The sequence below is a fragment of the Burkholderia sp. b14 genome (assembly GCF_900156195.1).
Taxonomy (GTDB): domain Bacteria; phylum Pseudomonadota; class Gammaproteobacteria; order Burkholderiales; family Burkholderiaceae; genus Mycetohabitans.
This window is the reverse complement of the sequence record NZ_FTPJ01000003.1, coordinates 381,986-396,983: the sequence shown is the minus strand read 5'-3', so window position 1 is coordinate 396,983 and position 14,998 is coordinate 381,986. Positions and strand designations below refer to the sequence as shown.

Sequence of the window (14,998 nt, the reverse complement as noted above, 5' to 3'; positions counted from 1 at the left end):
GCATGCTCAGACCTTCGCCCACACCTCCGACTGACCCGGCACGTCGCCTTGCGTCCACCACTTTGCGCGATACGTCACGCCGTGGTACTTGACGGTCATGCCGGTTGTATAGATTTGCGAGCTGGACCATTGCGCACTTGGCGCCGGTTTACCACCATTTGAGCCACCACCATATGACGGATCCTGCGTCACGCCAGTGCCCCAGTGCCCCTTCAATTGCCGGAACACCTGCGTGAATGCATACGGTGGCTGCGAGACGCCGGAACAACTGGGTGATGCGCCACCGCCATTACTCGCGCAAGCCTTATCCCGGCCGATCGACCAGTTGCTGAGCAGTCCGATACCCTCCGAGCGAGCCTTGTCGAGCAGCGCCTTTGCGTCTGCCAGCGAGAACGTCTCGCCTTGCACGTCGTTCTTGCCGATCATCGGCGTCACGCCGATCATTTGCCACAATTGGGCGTCGGTCTTCGGGCTGCCCGCCGCCTTGTACGCCGCATCTAACTGCGCGTAGACCGACGTGGCAGCCCGCTTCGCCGCCGCGCCCATGTCAATTGTGCCATTGCCATAATCCATTGCCATGATGTTGACCGTGTCCAGCGTCACACCATTGTCCAGCGCTGCGTTGAGTACGCGCAAGCCATCGGCGGTAAGCCCCGATGGCATCACCGGGAGTGTCAACGTCACATGCAGTGTCTTGCCGTTGGTGTGCATCGTGTGCTGCAGTTGCCGTACCGCCCGGAAATTGCGCGTCAGCGCCGCGCTGTCCGTTTGCGCCGCGCCTTCGATATCGAAATCGATATGCGTCAACGAATACGTATCGATCACCGTCTGATATGCCGCGACCAATGCTGATGCGCTGCTACATGCCTGCATCAACGGCATGCCAGCTTGGCCGCCGAACGAAATCGACACCTCACCGCCCTTGGCTCGATAATTGTTGATTGACTTAGCGATGGAAGTCAGCAAATCTGACGTCTGGCCGCGTCCAATCGGCTGCACGCCGCCCCACGACGGCACGCATTGGTTGCCGCCGGACAACACGAACGCCATCGTGAACTGCTGGATCCCTTGCTGCACGCCGATCTCGTCCAGCGAGGGCGTGGGCCATGCCGTCATGTCGACATAAGGCGCATACACGCCTTCGCCGAACGCCTGCCCGCAGAGACCAACGCTCATGGCTGACAGGGCTATCGCTTTCAACAGGTGCTTTTTCATTGTTTCTCCTGATCGATGAAGAGAACGGTGATCACCACAGGCACGCTGGCTGCATCGCTATTAACACTCGACAATACAGATCTGTCTGTTCGTGATAGTCGCTATGAACAACGTACGAATTGATTCTCGTGGCGTTTAGAACAAAGCTGAAGATCAGGTTCGGGAGTCGACACGTTATTGCGCCACTGCGGCGGGCCGAAGCAGACTGTTGCGTCGCGCCGTCCACGAACGTTGCCGGATCATGAGCGAAAGTGGGCATTGATGCATCGCAGGCGCGAGCCGGCATCGCACCTGGCGAAGGCATGAGAACGAACAGTCATGCGGCAGACCTCTGACGCCCGCGCTGTCGCGCCGTCACCTGCAACTGAAGCGATCTACCGGGACTTCCCGCTCCCCAGCAGTCAATTGGAACACGTGCTCGACACCACGTCGTCGTCCGAGTTGGACGTCGTGGGCGAGGTAGGTTCGGACGTTGGGGTGGCATGTCTGCTATGAGTATTGGATTCTGGACAGCAGCTAGCCCAGTAACCGGTTATGGATTAGGCGCTGGTGCGGACGCCATACTTAATGGCATATCTTCAGGAGCGGAAGGTGTGCCTGGCGCTCCCGGAGAAATGCGCGGCCGTTCTGATAGAAGACGGCCGCTCCCACGACCGCAACAAGCGCCGCTTGAACCGGCTGCGCGCTCAAGAAGCGCAGGCTCGATGCAACAGGCGTCAAGCGCAATCTGAACAGCAGGTTCGGACCGTGCAGCGCCTTACCAAACGAGCGCGCTTTTTATATTTTTATAAATAGCGCTGTGCGCCAGCCCACACGCCGCGCACCACGTCGGCCGCGGGGACCGCTCGCGCCATTGCAGCAGCCTGCCCCGCCCACACCTGCATTCGGTGATAGTCGCGCGCCACTGCGCCGGCCTTTTTCATCGATGCGGTAAGCGCGCGCTGTACCGGATACGGTGCCGGATGCGGAGCATCCGGCGCCGCCGCTGCAAGCACGTAATCGGTCGCCACCGAACGGCCGAGGCGGCCGGTAAACACGCGCGTCGGTACGGTGTCCTCCGGCTCCAATCCGTCCAGCGCGTCCGCCCATGCGGAGTTCAGCGCCGCCTCCGGGCAACGCAGGAAGGCAGTACCGATTTGCACCGCGCTCGCGCCGAGAATCAGCGCGGCCGCCAACGTGCGGCCATCGCCGATACCGCCGGCGGCGATCAACGGTACGCGAATATGGTCAGCCAGGCGAGGCAACAGCGCAAACAGGCCAACGGCCTGCCGTTCCGCCCGGGCCGCATCGAACGCGCCACGGTGACCACCCGCCTCGAAGCCTTGCGCAATGATCGCATCGGCTCCCGCTGCCTGTGCCTCGCGGGCTTCGTCCAGCGTCGTGACCGTCGCGAACCAGGCAATGCCGTGGTCCTTCAAGCGCTTCACGTACGCGGGCGGAAATACCCCCATAATCGAGGTGACGACATCCGGCCGCGCCTCGATCAGCGCGTCGCATTGCGCGGCGAAATCCAATGGCACCGCCTCGCCTGCTGACTCGGGCACGCCAGGCCCCCACTGCGCCAGGAATGCGCGCACGCGCTGCTCGTTGTGCCGGTCGCGTTCAGGCGGCGGATCGGGAATCCATAGATTCAATTGGAAGCGCCCGGTGCTGCCGCGGCGAAACGCGTCGGCCCATTGCACAATACCTTCCGGTGGCGTCAGCAGTGCCCCCATGGCACCCATGCCGCCTGCATTGGCCACGGCAATCGACAATGCCGGCGGGCACGCGCCGGCCATTGGCGCCAGCAGGATCGGCGCCGACAGTCCAAATTGGCTACAGAACGCGGCCGCACGGCTTCGAGCATCGCCGGTGTTTGGTGAAGAAGGCAAAGGGTTCATGGTGGTCTCCTGGTGGCGGATCGTGCCAATGCCTAGCCAGATCGGTGCGTCCGGCAGCACGGACGCCGGAAGGGCATGTTCGTAGCATACGGCCTCAGCCGCCGGCGACCCAATGAAAATGCAAGATGCAACCCTCGCCAAAACAGATCCGTCGTATCGACTAAGGTGAAATCGGGCGGCGACCACGCCGCGCCCGAGAAGATCGTAAATGGCACCTCATTGCATTTCCATCAAGTTACCGATCGCATACCGCGTTGGCACGCAGCGACGTAGTCAACGCCATCGGCATACTTACAGACATCCTCCTGTATCGAGAATCCGTGCTTCGATATGATCGAGCCGAGACATCGATGACCCGCTACACGAGTGGCTTCGCAATGATCGCTGTCTACACCGTGATTGACGCCATCGGCGTGCGGCTCGCCGGCGACGCCGCGGACTATAGCGTCTGGATGTTTATGTTCTTCTGGTTGATGCCTGCGCTTTTTATCGCAATGCGCCGGCGCTCGCCGTTCGATGCTCCCTGCCCGACATCGGCACGTCGATGCTCGGCGGCGCAGGCGCTTTACTCGCCGGCGCGTGGGCCGACGGCATCCGAATCCATTGCATCAGGGCTTGGCGTCGGCGCCCACGGTACCTCATTGCCGAACGGGGGTACGCCGCGCGAAGCAGCCGGTTCCGGCGACGACGGGCCGGGCGACGTGGCCGGCCTGCCGGCTGCGCCGCCAGAGCCGACCGACGCCGCTGCACCCGGCGCCCCAGAGGCCGCCGCCGGCGACGCAGCAGTCGCGACGGGTACCTCGGATGTCGAACCCGGCGTCGATGTCGGCGGCACGCTGGCCGACACGGCCGACGAGGCCGACGCGACGGATGCCGCCGATGATACCGGCGCGCCCGCCGGCAGCCCCATGTTCGCACCGTCCACGGCGACGCCACTCGCCGGCGTCGGCACGACAACCTCACCCGCTGACGGCTCTATCCGTCGTGGCACCCGGCGCGGCGGCGCTGGGGGCTCGGCCTGGTGCGTCGCAGGAAACACTTGCGCGAGCCAGGCACGAATCTGCGCGAGCGTGCGCTGCAAGATACCGGGCGGCGGCTCGCTCGCGAACCGCAGGCGCGGATCGATCAGCCGCGCGCGCAGCGCACGTCGATAAAAATCGCCAACGATCGGCAACGCACTGTGCGCGCCCTGTCCCCAGTCATCGCTGCGCAGCGTCACACGGCTGTCATTGAAGCCAACCCATGCGCCGGCGACCAACTGCGGGTGCATCAAGATGAACCAGCCATCCGCGTTGTCTTGCGTCGTGCCCGTCTTGCCGGCTACGTCCGCGCGAATGCCGAAGCGGGTGCGGATCGCGATACCAGTACCCCGATCGATCACGCCCCGCATCACATCGAGCAACGTCCATGCAACGTCGGCAGGCAGCACCTGCTTGCCTGCATCCGGCGCGAATTGCGCCAGCACGTTGCCATCCCGGTCCTCGATACGAGTGACCATCATCGGCCGCACATAGCGACCGCCATCGGCGATGGTACTGTATGCGGACACCATTTCCTTGAGCGTGACGGGACTCGTGCCGAGTGCCAGCGACGGCACAGGGTTCAGCATGCTGTCTCGCACGCCCATCGCCTGGGCAAGCTTGGCCACCTTCGCGGGCCCGACCGATTGCATCAATTGAGCAGTGATACGATTGCGCGAGTACGCCAGCGCGTCGCGCAGCGTCATGGGCTGTCCACTGGGCGGGACGTCGTCGGCGGGACGCCAGATTTCGCCTCCCTCCAGCGCGATCGACACTGGCTGGTCGACGATCGTATCGTCGGCACGGGCGCCCTGCTCGAACGCGGCGGCATAGACGAACGGCTTAAACGTTGAGCCGGGTTGCCGCCGCGCCTGTTGCACGTGGTCGAATGGATCCTTGTTGAAATCGCGGCTGCCCACCCATGCTTTGATTGCGCCATCGCGCGGATCGAGTGCGACAAAGTCCGCCTGTACACGTGTTTTCTCGTCACACAGCGCCTGCATGAAACCGCGATCGGCCCGCAGCCGCTTCAGCGCCTGCGGGCTCGTCAACCCCGCGTCGAGCGCCGCCCGGTAATCCGGTGTGTCGCGCACGAAAGTCTGTACGAAATCGTGACTGCCCACGCACGCCGAAGCGGTCGACCAAGCAGCGTTGGCAATGGCTTGTAATTGATTGCCGTGCAGCACGACGGATTGCATGGCTATCGCCTGCAGCCGCGAATCGATGGTTGTGCGCACGACCAAGCCGTCGGAGTAGATATTGTAGTCGTGGCGATCCGCCCACGCGATCAGCCATTTGCGTAATTGCTGCGCAAAATGGGGGGCGGGGCCAGGCGGCTCGACCTGCCGCTCAAAATCCAGCCGCAACGGCCGGCGCGCAAGCGATTCGTACGCCTGCGGCGCCAACTTGCCGTACTTGGCCATCTGCGCGAGCACCGTGTTACGCCGCTGCAACGCGCGCTCCGGGTTGATGACCGGGTTGTAGTAGCTGTTGCCCTTGAGCATGCCGACCAGCGTCGCACTTTGCAACACATCCAATTCACTGGCTGGCTTGTCGAAATAGGTGCGGGCCGCCATCTCGATCCCATACGCGTTGTATAGGAACGGGACGGTGTTCAGATAGGTTTCCAAGATCTCGGCTTTTGTGTACACGGCCTCGATCTTCAAGGCGGTAATCGCCTCCTTGATTTTGCGCGTGAGCGTGGGCGCCCGCCCGATTTCATCTGGGTACAGGTTGCGGGCCAGCTGCTGCGTGAGGGTCGAGCCGCCTTGCCGGTCGCCGGAAAACGTCTGTGCGGCCGCCGCTGCCGTGCGTCGCCAATCCAAGCCATGATGCTGATAGAACCGATGGTCCTCCGTCGCAACCAACGCATCGAGTACGTGCGGCGAGATGTCGGACAAAGCGACCCATTCACGATTGGACGGCTTGAACTGAGCCAGTAACTTGCTGTCCGCGGACAACACCTGCGCCGGTTGCTCGACCTTTGCCTTGCGGATATCGCCGATGCCGGGCGTGAACGGCACCAGGATCAGCATGTATAGTGCCATCGCGGCCGGCACCACCGCGGCCACCCAGGCCAGGTCGCGCCGGCCCGGATGCCGCGCACGCCGCCAGAATCTCGTGGCGAGCGGCCCCATGCGGACCAGCAGGGCGGCGCACCCCGCGCGCAGCGGGGCAATGTCCGGGCGTCTCACAGTCGGCTACCGTTCGATGAAAGACTGAATCGTACCAAAATAGGCGGCAATCGCACGTCGGCTCGGATGCTGCATGTACCAGGGGCACGCCTTGTCACCGGCCCCGCCGACTGACCACTGACTTACCGCCAATTTGCTTACCGCCAACTTGCCGCTGATCCACCGCCGACCTGCACCTGCGTCGAGCGCCTCCTCTTGAAATTTCGTGTGACAGAACTATGTTATGAATCACTTGGGCAGTCGCGTATTACGCACTGCGTGTTTCGATTTGTTTGTCGACGGATCCAGTGTTGACGGGCGGACTGGAGCGCGTAGCCCGGTTCGGCCCTTCGACGAAGGATCGAAGGAGCAAACTATGAGTGATTTGTTTTTTAGCACAGACGTCTTCAACGACATCGATCGTCTACAACGGCAGGTCGCGAACCTGTTCGCCAACATGCCGACTAGCCTGCGCGCGTCGCGCGTCGGGGCATTCCCGGCGGTCAACATCGGCAGCACGGACGAGTCGATCGAGATTGTCGCATTTGCCCCCGGACTCGATCCGGCGCAGATCGATGTGTCGATCGACAACGGCTTGTTGATCCTCAGCGGCGAGCGCAAACGCGTGCAAACGGAGCGTCCCGACGACACGCGGACCTATCTGCAAGAGCGTTTCAGCGGCACATTCCGCCGCATCATCGAATTGCCGCACCAGGCCGATCCAGACAAGGTCCAAGCGCGCTATGTGAACGGCTGCTTGAGCGTGACCATCGGCAAGCTCGAGGCATCTAAGCCGCGATCGATCACAGTGCAATGACCTATTGACCCGCATTGACGCAAACCAGGAGCACACCATGAGCAACACCACCGAACTGGTCGAACGTCCCGCCCAACAGAACGCCAGCGTCGCCGCACAAAGCGCAACGGCGTCGCAACCACGCCGCACGACAGTGGCGCCGGCCGTGGATATTTTCGAGGATCGCAACGGCGTCACGCTACTGGTCGACCTGCCCGGCGTGCCACGCGACAAGCTGAGCGTGAGCGTGCAGGACAGCACACTGTCACTTGAAGCCGAGGCCGTCGTGCCGACGCCCACCGGCTTGCGGGTCCAGCACGCCGAATTGCGCGATCCGCATTTCGCCCGCACGTTCGCGCTGGGTGCGGATCTGGATGCGTCACGTATCGACGCGCAGTTGCGCGACGGCGTGCTGAAGCTGGCCATCCCACGCCGCGACGAGGCCAAGCCCCGCCGGATCGACGTCAGCATCGGCTGAACGCCGTCAGTCATCGCGCGGACCGGCGTCCGCTCGACAGCCCGCGCCCCGATGCGTAATCGCGCCGGGGCGCTGGGCGGCCGCTGCTATCGGCCTGTCATCTCGCCGCTTTATCTTGTGATCCTAGGCGATAGGATCGCAGCCTCATGAACGATTTGGAGACGAAGATGCTGAGCCCACACGAATTCGCCACGTTGATGCTGATCCGCAACGCACCGGAGCAGATCGACATGAACCGCGCTGAACTGGACACGCTGCTCGAGCGGCAACTCATCGAGTTGGAAGAGCTCACCGAAGGCCATCGCCGCCCGATGCTGACGCCAACCGGCCAGTCGCTGCTAGCCGCAGCGAGCCGGCTGAAGGCCACCCACACACCGCCGCAACAGCACGCCGGCGCGGAACACACGCTCTAGCGCAGCAGACGCGGGTGCACAATAATGGTTCACCGCTGTTGCGCGATCCGTGCGAGCGTCTCGCTATCAAGCACTTGCCGTATCTCGGCGAAGAGTGGATGGGTGCTCGTGTACCGGCGTCCATACGCCAGATTGAACTGATAGTCGAAATCAGGCGGATTGCGTCCCTGGTTATGCTGCAGGATCGTCTCAAGCTTGTCCAGCGCCTTCACCGCCAACGCCTCCGCCGACTGCGCGCGCTCGTATTCGTCGCACAGCCAGTGACGGTGGCGCCACCGCATCGCGCCAGCCCAGTGTGTCTAGTTGCGCCTCCTGGTGTGCGATCTGCGACGTCGAGTAACGCCACAAGGCACGCCCGAGCAGTTCGCTGACAGGCACGGAGAACTGGGCAGCACGTGCCGCGGAGCACGCCAACAACTGGTGCGTCAAATCGCAAATCAAGTGTACCGGCAACGGGTTGCCGCGGACCAGTCGCGCAAGCGCATGATCAGCCGCCGAATCGAGCCGCGCCGACAATGTATGCGCCACGCGCCGCCGCTCGGCCAACTCCATGGGTTGTAAGCCCGCCTCCCAGCGAGAAATCGTCGACTGGCTGACACCGAACAGCTCGGCAGCATGCGCCTGCTTAATGCGATGCAGCGCCCGCCAACGCCTGAGCTGGCTGCCCAATTGGGCGCCTGATGGCATATCCGACAAAGTCTCGTTCACGAGCGATCCGAATGGCGACTCGCCGGGGGACGCCTTCAACTCAGCGCGTCAACCACGATACGCGTGGCTTGCTCGATCGCCTCGTCGCGCGCCGGCGCATCCTGCTGCGGCTGGGTGAAATAGATGGACAGCACAATCGGCGCCCGCTCGGGCGGCCAAAGGACCCCGATGTCGTTGGTAGTGCCGTACTCCCCGGTACCCGTCTTGTCGGCAACGCGCCACTGCGCGGCCACGCCGGCACGGATTCGCTTGTCGCCTGTGCGATTGCCCAGCATCCATTGCTGCAATCGCTGCTGCTGCCACGGACGCAACACATTGCCCAGCATCACCGCGCGCAGCGTGTCTGCCATCGCCGCCGGCGTCGACGTGTCGCGCACGTCCCCTGGTATCGCTGTGTTCAACTCCGGCTCCCAGCGATCCAGCCGGAAGGTAGCATCGCCCACTGAACGGGCAAATGCTGTTACCGCATCAATTCCGTCAAGCACCTTCATCAACTGATTCGCTGCCGTATTATCACTGTACTGCAGCGTTGCCGCGCACATTTCGTCAATGCGCATTCCGGCGCCGACATGTTGCCCGCTGATCGGCGAATAACTGACCACATCAGCCGAGCCATACCGAACGCGCTGCGACAACCAGTCGGACGTATCACCGCTGCGGGCCAGTACGGCTGCCGCAAGCACCGCCTTGAACGTACTGCAGAACGGAAAACGCTCCTCTGCACGGTGCACGAGCCGCGCACCGCTACCCGTGTCGATCGCGCAAACCCCGAGGCGCCCGCCCATGCGCGCCTCCAGTACCGCAAGCGCTTCGAGTTGCAACGCGGCTGGTCTTTGCAATGTGGCCGGCCCTCGCAACCTAGATGGCCCCGGCGCTGAGGCGCTCGGTCCTTGCGCCGCGCACGCTGCCAGCGTCGGCATCCATGGGAGCATTGCACAGGCACGCAGCAGCGCGCGACGGGAGCGACAGTAACGCATTAGCTTTCCTTTTGTTAGTTGATGCAGAAAATGCTGTTGTCTAATTGTATTGACCGAGAAAGAGAACTATCGGTTTTTTTCCTTGTGTAGGCAAGCAATGGTAATTACTTTACGCGCGCGGCGGCCGAGTCCTGCGCGTATTCGTACGCGACCGTTCCCCTAGGGTGCCGGTACCAGCCCGGATCCCGGTAGTCGTCGCGGCCCAGGCCCTCGCGGACCTTCACGATGGTGAACATCCCGCCCATTTCGAGCGCACCGAACGGTCCCTGCCCGGTCATCATCGGCAGCGTGTTATTTGGCAATGGCATCTGCATCTCACCCATTGATCCGCCGGTGCTGCCCATTGCCATATAGTCGGGCACCAGCTTGTTGATACGCTTGACCAAGTCCTGTTGCGGCACGCCGATCATGTTCGGCACCTGGTGGCCCATCGCATTCATCGTATGGTGCGACTTGTGACAATGGAACGCCCAATCTCCCGGGCGCGATGCCTCAAACTCGATCACCCGCATCTGGCCAACGCCGACATCCACGGTCACTTCCGGCCATCGCGCTGCCGGCGCGATCCAGCCCCCATCGGTTCCCGTCACCTCGAAGGCGTACCCGTGCAGATGGATAGGATGATTGGTCATCGTCAGGTTGCCAAAGCGAATCCGCACACGATCGCCGCGGCGCACCGGCAGCGGGTCGATACCAGGAAACACCCGTGCATTCCAACTCCAGACGTTGAAATCCGTCATCTCGTTCACCCGCGGCGTGAAGCTGCCAGGATCGATGTCATACGCGGACATCAAGAATACAAAATCCCGATCGACTGGCATCACGCCACGCGCTTTCGGGTGGACAATAAACAGGCCCATCATGCCCATCGCCATTTGCACCATTTCGTCGGCATGCGGGTGATACATGAAGGTGCCGTGCCGCTCGAGCTGGAACTCGTAGACAAACGTTTTGCCGGGCGGGATATGCGGCTGTGTCAGACCGCCCACGCCATCCATCCCGCACGGCAGCGGCATCCCATGCCAATGCACGGTGGTGCGCTCGGGCAAGCGGTTCGTCACGAAGATGCGCACCTTGTCGCCTTCAACCGCTTCGATCGTCGGGCCCGGCGCCTGTCCGTTATAGCCCCACAGGTGCGCTTGCATCCCCGGTGCGATCTCGCGCACCACCGGCTCAGCTACCAGATGGAATTCCTTCCAGCCACTGCGCATGCGCCAAGGCAGCGACCAGCCGTTGAGCGTGACGACCGGTTTGTACGGCCGGCCATCGCGCGGAGCCAACGGCGGCTGGGTCGCGACACTGGCGCTGGATGGTGCCTCCGGCAAAGCCGCCGCGCCGGCTTTACTAACCAGCGCCGCGCCCAGCAATGCGGCGCCGGAGCCATTCAAGAATTGTCGGCGTGTGACCATCTCAGTGCCCCTCCCGCGGGTGAGCAGCAGCCGGCTCGTGTGTCGTTGGTTGACTTGCTACAGGAACGCTTGCCGCCGCCACCGCCCCGGCGTGCTGCGCTACTGCCGTCGGCAGACGGCCGCCGAGCGCACGCTCCAGCTCCGTTTCGGCGAGCCAAAAGTCTTTCAGTGCGTCGATAGATGCGCTCACCGCGTCAGCCTGGTCGCGGGCGTCAGCCAGCAGATCGAACACGCTGGCGAGCATGCCGTTGTAGCGCAGCAACATCTCGTTGGAAATCGCCTTGCGCACAGGAAGTACCTCGTCGCGATAGTGCCGTGCGACGTCATAGCTCGTGACGTACGCGGCATAAGATTGCCGAACCTGCGAGCGTGCCTGCAGCGCCACCTGTGCGAGCCGCTCAACCGCCTGCCTGTACGTCGCCTCGGCACGTGCTACCTTTGCGCCGCCCCAATCGAATAGCGGCACCTCGACACTGATCTCGTAGCCATGCTCGTGACCTTTGTCCGTCTCGTTGTTGTCCATGTAGCCGAGATCCAAGGCATTGACCATCTTCGTGGCGCGCGTCAGGCCAAGCGACGCGGCGACGCGGCGCGCCTGCAGTCGTGCAGCCTGCACGTCCAGACGCTGATCGATCGCCCACGGTTCCAAGTCGACAAGCGCCACGCGCTCAGCGGGCAGCGCCGGCAGGCGGTCGGGTAACGCGTAGTCGATCGCCTCGCCCCACAGTCCCATTACGCGGGTCAGCTTCTCGCGCTCGGTTGACACTTGTAGCTGCGCCTTGGCTAGCATCGCGGCCGCTTGCGCATAGAATGCCTGCTGCCGCGCATAATCCAGCTTGCTCCAATTGCCTGCCTTGTGCAGTCTGCGCGCCAACTCTGCCCCTGCTTGCGCCGAGTCCACCACCTGTTGCGCATATTGCAGTGCTTGCCGTGCCGCCACTGCCTCGATGTAGGCCCGGCGCGTGTCGGCTGCGACGGCCAGCATCGCGTCGGCGAGAGCTAAATTGGTTTGCTCCACGCGCGCCCCCTCGATACGTATCACCGCCGGCATCGTCAGCGCGCTGAACAGGCCGAGCGAGAATGTACGCTCGATGCTCAAGTCGTTGTTCGAATGCGTCCGGCTAAAGCGAAATCCGGGGTTTGGCAGGCGACTGGCCTGCGCCAAGTCCGCCTGTGCAATGCCCAGATCGGCATAGGTGGCCTGCAAGCCGGGATGATTGAGCAACGCCACCTGGACGGCATCATCGATCGACAGCGGCCGTAAAAGTAGCTCGCGGGTACGTTGCGCCGCCGCTTGCCGATCTTCGTCGGTACGCACCCAGACAGCTTGCTTGCCAAGCCGCTTGGACGCGGCGTCAGCGATCGCGCCAAAGCCTCCATCGGCTGGCGGTACCGCGCAGCCCGCCAGCATCGTCGTGGCCAGCGCCACAGTCAATACGGCTCTGCATCGAGCGCGCCGGGACCTCATTGCGTATGCTCCTGATGACCGGTGTGATTTGTGTGATCCGTGCGATCTGTGTGATTAGCACGACCCACAGAATCTGTGTAGCCAGCGTGGCTGATACGGCCGGTGTGGGTAGTCTGGCCGTCGTGGCCGGCACGGTCAACGTGGTCGGCGTGGTCATGCGCCGCGGCCCGCCCCTGCGGGGTGGAACGGCTCGGCCCGGCCAACTCGCCGCGGCCCGGCGCGAGCGCACGATTCAACCGAATCCACTCGACGGCGTCGCTATCGTTGTACTGATGATATCCGGCAAAGGCCGGTGGCACAGTGACAGCCGGAACCGACGCACTGGCGTCGGCCGGCCCGGGAAAGGCAGGCTCGGCGTGGACGAGCTGCGGCACATGAGCCACGGCGCACGCGAGCGCTGCGAACAGCTTGCGCATGATGATCTCGAACAGGTCCAAGGGCCAGCGTGACGGCCGGCCGACAAGTCACCGCTTCGCCAGCACTGGCGAGCGGACAATGAACTTAGACGGGATACGCGCTCGGAGGTCGCTCAATACCGCCAGTCAGGAAGCGGATTGCGCCAACGGATGGCTGAGGCAACAAACGGAGGTTGACAAATACACGAATGTCGGCAATCGTGCCGACACACGGCAGCGGCGCGCCGACGCAGCAGTTTGCGCCACCACTGCACTGGCCCGCGCCATGATGTGATACGTGGTCGCCATGGCCTCGCTGGCCGGCACGCGCGCCCGCGGACGCGGCCACGTATGAAGCGTCCGAGGATACCGCCCGGGTGTCCAACACCGCATGCGGATTGATGTCGCATACGGCGGTCTTGACATGTGCGGAATGTGCATGCGTGACCGGCGGCGTGAACTGCGACAGATCGCAATTCACGGATGCCACCGCAAGCCGGATCGGCAAACCCAGCATCAGCAGTAAGACGATAGAAACTCTGCGCCAGACGGACATACGCGGCAGTTTAGCATGAACCAACACCTGCTAAGCGGCGACCATGGGGTTGCGGCCTTGTGCCTTCGCCACAGACAGCACCGCGTCGGTGCATGCTGTATCGCACCGCCACCTCACCGCCGTCATGATCCGTTGCGCCTGCCCGCTGGTCGGCACCGGGGTCGGGCATGGCCTCGCCAGGAGTCGAGATGAGCAGGAACGACTTGCTGAAATGGATTCGCCACAATGGATCAGTCATCGTCGAGTAGTATCTGCCAAACGGCGCAGCGTTGTGTTGGACAAGTTGCTCGTCGGCCGCCGTCACGAAGTCGATATAAACCGTTTTCTAATGTTTTATGCCGTCCGGGCGCTGCTGCGGCAACATGGCATAGGGGCCTTTCGAATCGGACCGGGAAACCGATCGCATCATGGCCCTGCTGGACGCCTGAAACCCGCCGCTCCTCGATCAGCCGATACGCAGTATTCGGGGCAACCGTGGGCAACGGTGCTCAACCGCGCATATCGATCCAATGCTGGGCCCAGCGATTCGAATAGCGAACCGCCTCTTGTTCAGAACTAAAATAATCGAGCGAATAGAAACAATATAACGTTGCTGCGGTCTTCGCCGCCGTCAATGGCGAGGACATGGGCGAATTTGCCCGTTCCAGCGTGACGTTAGAAGAAAAACAGCCATCGGGTAATCGATGCGCGGAAGGCTGCACCGCATAACCGCGGTACATCCGAATAGTTTGATTGTGCATTGTCTTTATGATGTGACACAGCCGGCCAGTGGCCACGAATGGGCAACACCCAGGGTGGACGAGCGCATTCAGAGGGAAGCGCATTCAGAGGGGAGCGCGAAGCGCTGGACCGACGGCCGCGCGGTCGAAAAGACGGCACGGCGCGGAAGACTGGCGGGCAATACTACTGCCCCGCGGACGCGAGGCAGCCTGTCGTCCGGACATATCCGGACGTATTGAGCTTACACGTATGAAGCTTACAGCGGCTTGATGTTCGCGGCCTGCAGACCCTTCGGGCCACGCTTGACCTGATAGCTGACGCGCTGGTTCTCCACCAGCGTCTTAAATCCCTCTCCGGTGATTTCGGAGAAATGCGCGAACAGGTCTTCACCACCCGCGTCCGGCGTGATGAAACCAAAACCCTTGCTGTCGTTGAACCACTTAACGATACCGGTATCCATGGACGAATCCCTCAAAAGAAAAAATAAATGTTTCCCGCTTAGTGCGGCAGTACGGAAGCGATCAAGAGGGAGAGGACAACGAGCGTACCGCGTGGGTCGCGGACAGATGATGAACAGCAATCGGACATCTTGAAAACTTCAGTCAGCAAAGATACGCGAGATGATGCATACAGTCAAACGTTTTCGCGCGCGGTCATGCTTAAAGCAATAAAAATTCTGATAGTGTTCGCCTGGCGCGTCGACGGACGCCAGCAAACGGACGCCTCTATTGCTGAACAGGATGGTTCCTTTTTGCGTAATCTATATAACTCAACCGATAGGCTACAAAAA

15 protein-coding genes and 1 pseudogene are annotated in these 14,998 nt (G+C 62.5%); 5 read left to right on the top strand and 11 right to left on the bottom strand.

Features of this window, described 5'->3' with window-relative positions; translation table 11 throughout:
• Positions 1-6: 6 nt before the first annotated feature.
• Positions 7-1,176, bottom strand: a complete 1,170-nt coding sequence (locus B0B13_RS06390) for a chitinase (RefSeq protein WP_286137342.1) — start codon at positions 1,174-1,176, stop codon at positions 7-9.
• Positions 1,177-1,533: 357 nt separating this feature from the next.
• On the opposite strand from B0B13_RS06390, the gene B0B13_RS18330 reads away from it, so the two are divergent.
• Complete coding sequence (locus B0B13_RS18330; protein ID WP_170872389.1) at positions 1,534-1,710, top strand: hypothetical protein; 177 nt, start codon at positions 1,534-1,536, stop codon at positions 1,708-1,710.
• Between the two features lie 290 nt (positions 1,711-2,000).
• On the opposite strand, the gene B0B13_RS06385 is transcribed toward B0B13_RS18330, so the two are convergent.
• Both B0B13_RS06385 and B0B13_RS06380 read right to left on the bottom strand, forming a co-directional pair.
• Complete coding sequence (locus B0B13_RS06385) at positions 2,001-3,095, bottom strand: NAD(P)H-dependent flavin oxidoreductase (RefSeq protein ID WP_076787127.1); 1,095 nt, start codon at positions 3,093-3,095, stop codon at positions 2,001-2,003.
• A 565-nt stretch (positions 3,096-3,660) separates the two neighbouring features.
• Positions 3,661-6,309 (bottom strand): penicillin-binding protein 1A, encoded by a 2,649-nt coding sequence (locus tag B0B13_RS06380; RefSeq protein ID WP_076795099.1) that lies wholly within the window; start codon positions 6,307-6,309, stop codon positions 3,661-3,663.
• 355 nt (positions 6,310-6,664) lie between these two features.
• On the opposite strand from B0B13_RS06380, the gene B0B13_RS06375 reads away from it, so the two are divergent.
• The 3 genes from B0B13_RS06375 to B0B13_RS06365 all read left to right on the top strand — a co-directional run bounded on the left by B0B13_RS06375 (position 6,665) and on the right by B0B13_RS06365 (position 7,975).
• Positions 6,665-7,105 (top strand): Hsp20/alpha crystallin family protein, encoded by a 441-nt coding sequence (locus B0B13_RS06375; RefSeq protein WP_076787129.1) that lies wholly within the window; start codon positions 6,665-6,667, stop codon positions 7,103-7,105.
• A gap of 37 nt (positions 7,106-7,142) precedes the next feature.
• Entirely contained in the window at positions 7,143-7,562 is a 420-nt protein-coding gene (locus B0B13_RS06370) for an Hsp20/alpha crystallin family protein (RefSeq protein WP_076795097.1), read from the top strand.
• A 167-nt stretch (positions 7,563-7,729) separates the two neighbouring features.
• Positions 7,730-7,975, top strand: coding sequence for a hypothetical protein (locus B0B13_RS06365; RefSeq protein ID WP_076787131.1), 246 nt, complete (start codon positions 7,730-7,732; stop codon positions 7,973-7,975).
• Between the two features lie 29 nt (positions 7,976-8,004).
• Here B0B13_RS06365 and B0B13_RS06360 read toward each other — a convergent pair.
• The 5 genes and pseudogenes from B0B13_RS06360 to B0B13_RS06340 all read right to left on the bottom strand — a co-directional run.
• A pseudogene (locus tag B0B13_RS06360) lies at positions 8,005-8,232 on the bottom strand (HD domain-containing protein); the annotation flags it as partial.
• Positions 8,165-8,662 carry a helix-turn-helix transcriptional regulator gene (locus B0B13_RS06355; RefSeq protein WP_083703778.1) on the bottom strand — a complete coding sequence of 166 codons (498 nt, stop codon included), beginning with the start codon at positions 8,660-8,662 and terminating at the stop codon, positions 8,165-8,167. The gene B0B13_RS06355 and the pseudogene B0B13_RS06360, both read right to left, overlap by 68 nt.
• Positions 8,663-8,718: 56 nt before the next feature.
• Positions 8,719-9,660, bottom strand: coding sequence for a class A beta-lactamase (bla, locus tag B0B13_RS06350; protein ID WP_076795095.1), 942 nt, complete (start codon positions 9,658-9,660; stop codon positions 8,719-8,721).
• A 104-nt stretch (positions 9,661-9,764) separates the two neighbouring features.
• Entirely contained in the window at positions 9,765-11,069 is a 1,305-nt protein-coding gene (locus B0B13_RS06345; RefSeq protein ID WP_076795093.1) for a multicopper oxidase family protein, read from the bottom strand.
• A 1-nt stretch (position 11,070) separates the two neighbouring features.
• Positions 11,071-12,537, bottom strand: coding sequence for a TolC family protein (locus B0B13_RS06340; protein ID WP_083703657.1), 1,467 nt, complete (start codon positions 12,535-12,537; stop codon positions 11,071-11,073).
• Between the two features lie 14 nt (positions 12,538-12,551).
• Between B0B13_RS06340 and B0B13_RS17810 the strand changes: the two genes are divergently transcribed.
• Positions 12,552-12,986, top strand: a complete 435-nt coding sequence (locus B0B13_RS17810; protein ID WP_139337347.1) for a hypothetical protein — start codon at positions 12,552-12,554, stop codon at positions 12,984-12,986.
• A gap of 52 nt (positions 12,987-13,038) precedes the next feature.
• Here the strand turns inward: B0B13_RS17810 and B0B13_RS06330 are convergent, their stop codons facing one another.
• From B0B13_RS06330 to B0B13_RS06315, 3 genes are all read right to left on the bottom strand, one after another.
• Complete coding sequence (locus B0B13_RS06330) at positions 13,039-13,449, bottom strand: hypothetical protein (RefSeq protein ID WP_076795089.1); 411 nt, start codon at positions 13,447-13,449, stop codon at positions 13,039-13,041.
• Positions 13,450-13,976: 527 nt separating this feature from the next.
• Entirely contained in the window at positions 13,977-14,228 is a 252-nt protein-coding gene (locus B0B13_RS06320) for a hypothetical protein (RefSeq protein WP_076795085.1), read from the bottom strand.
• 236 nt (positions 14,229-14,464) lie between these two features.
• Positions 14,465-14,668, bottom strand: a complete 204-nt coding sequence (locus B0B13_RS06315; RefSeq protein ID WP_076784893.1) for a cold-shock protein — start codon at positions 14,666-14,668, stop codon at positions 14,465-14,467.
• Between the last annotated feature and the right edge of the window lie 330 nt (positions 14,669-14,998).

What these genes read in the sequence shown, in the direction of transcription:
- B0B13_RS06390 (WP_286137342.1), bottom strand. Translation starts at nt 1,176, where the DNA reads ATGAGCGTTGGTCTCTGCGGGCAGGCGTTCGGCGAAGGCGTGTATGCG.
- B0B13_RS18330 (WP_170872389.1), top strand. Translation starts at nt 1,534, where the DNA reads ATGCGGCAGACCTCTGACGCCCGCGCTGTCGCGCCGTCACCTGCAACT.
- B0B13_RS06385 (WP_076787127.1), bottom strand. Translation starts at nt 3,095, where the DNA reads ATGAACCCTTTGCCTTCTTCACCAAACACCGGCGATGCTCGAAGCCGT.
- B0B13_RS06375 (WP_076787129.1), top strand. Translation starts at nt 6,665, where the DNA reads ATGAGTGATTTGTTTTTTAGCACAGACGTCTTCAACGACATCGATCGT.
- B0B13_RS06370 (WP_076795097.1), top strand. Translation starts at nt 7,143, where the DNA reads ATGAGCAACACCACCGAACTGGTCGAACGTCCCGCCCAACAGAACGCC.
- B0B13_RS06365 (WP_076787131.1), top strand. Translation starts at nt 7,730, where the DNA reads ATGCTGAGCCCACACGAATTCGCCACGTTGATGCTGATCCGCAACGCA.
- B0B13_RS06355 (WP_083703778.1), bottom strand. Translation starts at nt 8,662, where the DNA reads ATGCCATCAGGCGCCCAATTGGGCAGCCAGCTCAGGCGTTGGCGGGCG.
- bla (WP_076795095.1), bottom strand. Translation starts at nt 9,660, where the DNA reads ATGCGTTACTGTCGCTCCCGTCGCGCGCTGCTGCGTGCCTGTGCAATG.
- B0B13_RS06345 (WP_076795093.1), bottom strand. Translation starts at nt 11,069, where the DNA reads ATGGTCACACGCCGACAATTCTTGAATGGCTCCGGCGCCGCATTGCTG.
- B0B13_RS06340 (WP_083703657.1), bottom strand. Translation starts at nt 12,537, where the DNA reads ATGAGGTCCCGGCGCGCTCGATGCAGAGCCGTATTGACTGTGGCGCTG.
- B0B13_RS17810 (WP_139337347.1), top strand. Translation starts at nt 12,552, where the DNA reads ATGACCGGTGTGATTTGTGTGATCCGTGCGATCTGTGTGATTAGCACG.
- B0B13_RS06330 (WP_076795089.1), bottom strand. Translation starts at nt 13,449, where the DNA reads ATGCTGGGTTTGCCGATCCGGCTTGCGGTGGCATCCGTGAATTGCGAT.
- B0B13_RS06320 (WP_076795085.1), bottom strand. Translation starts at nt 14,228, where the DNA reads ATGCACAATCAAACTATTCGGATGTACCGCGGTTATGCGGTGCAGCCT.
- B0B13_RS06315 (WP_076784893.1), bottom strand. Translation starts at nt 14,668, where the DNA reads ATGGATACCGGTATCGTTAAGTGGTTCAACGACAGCAAGGGTTTTGGT.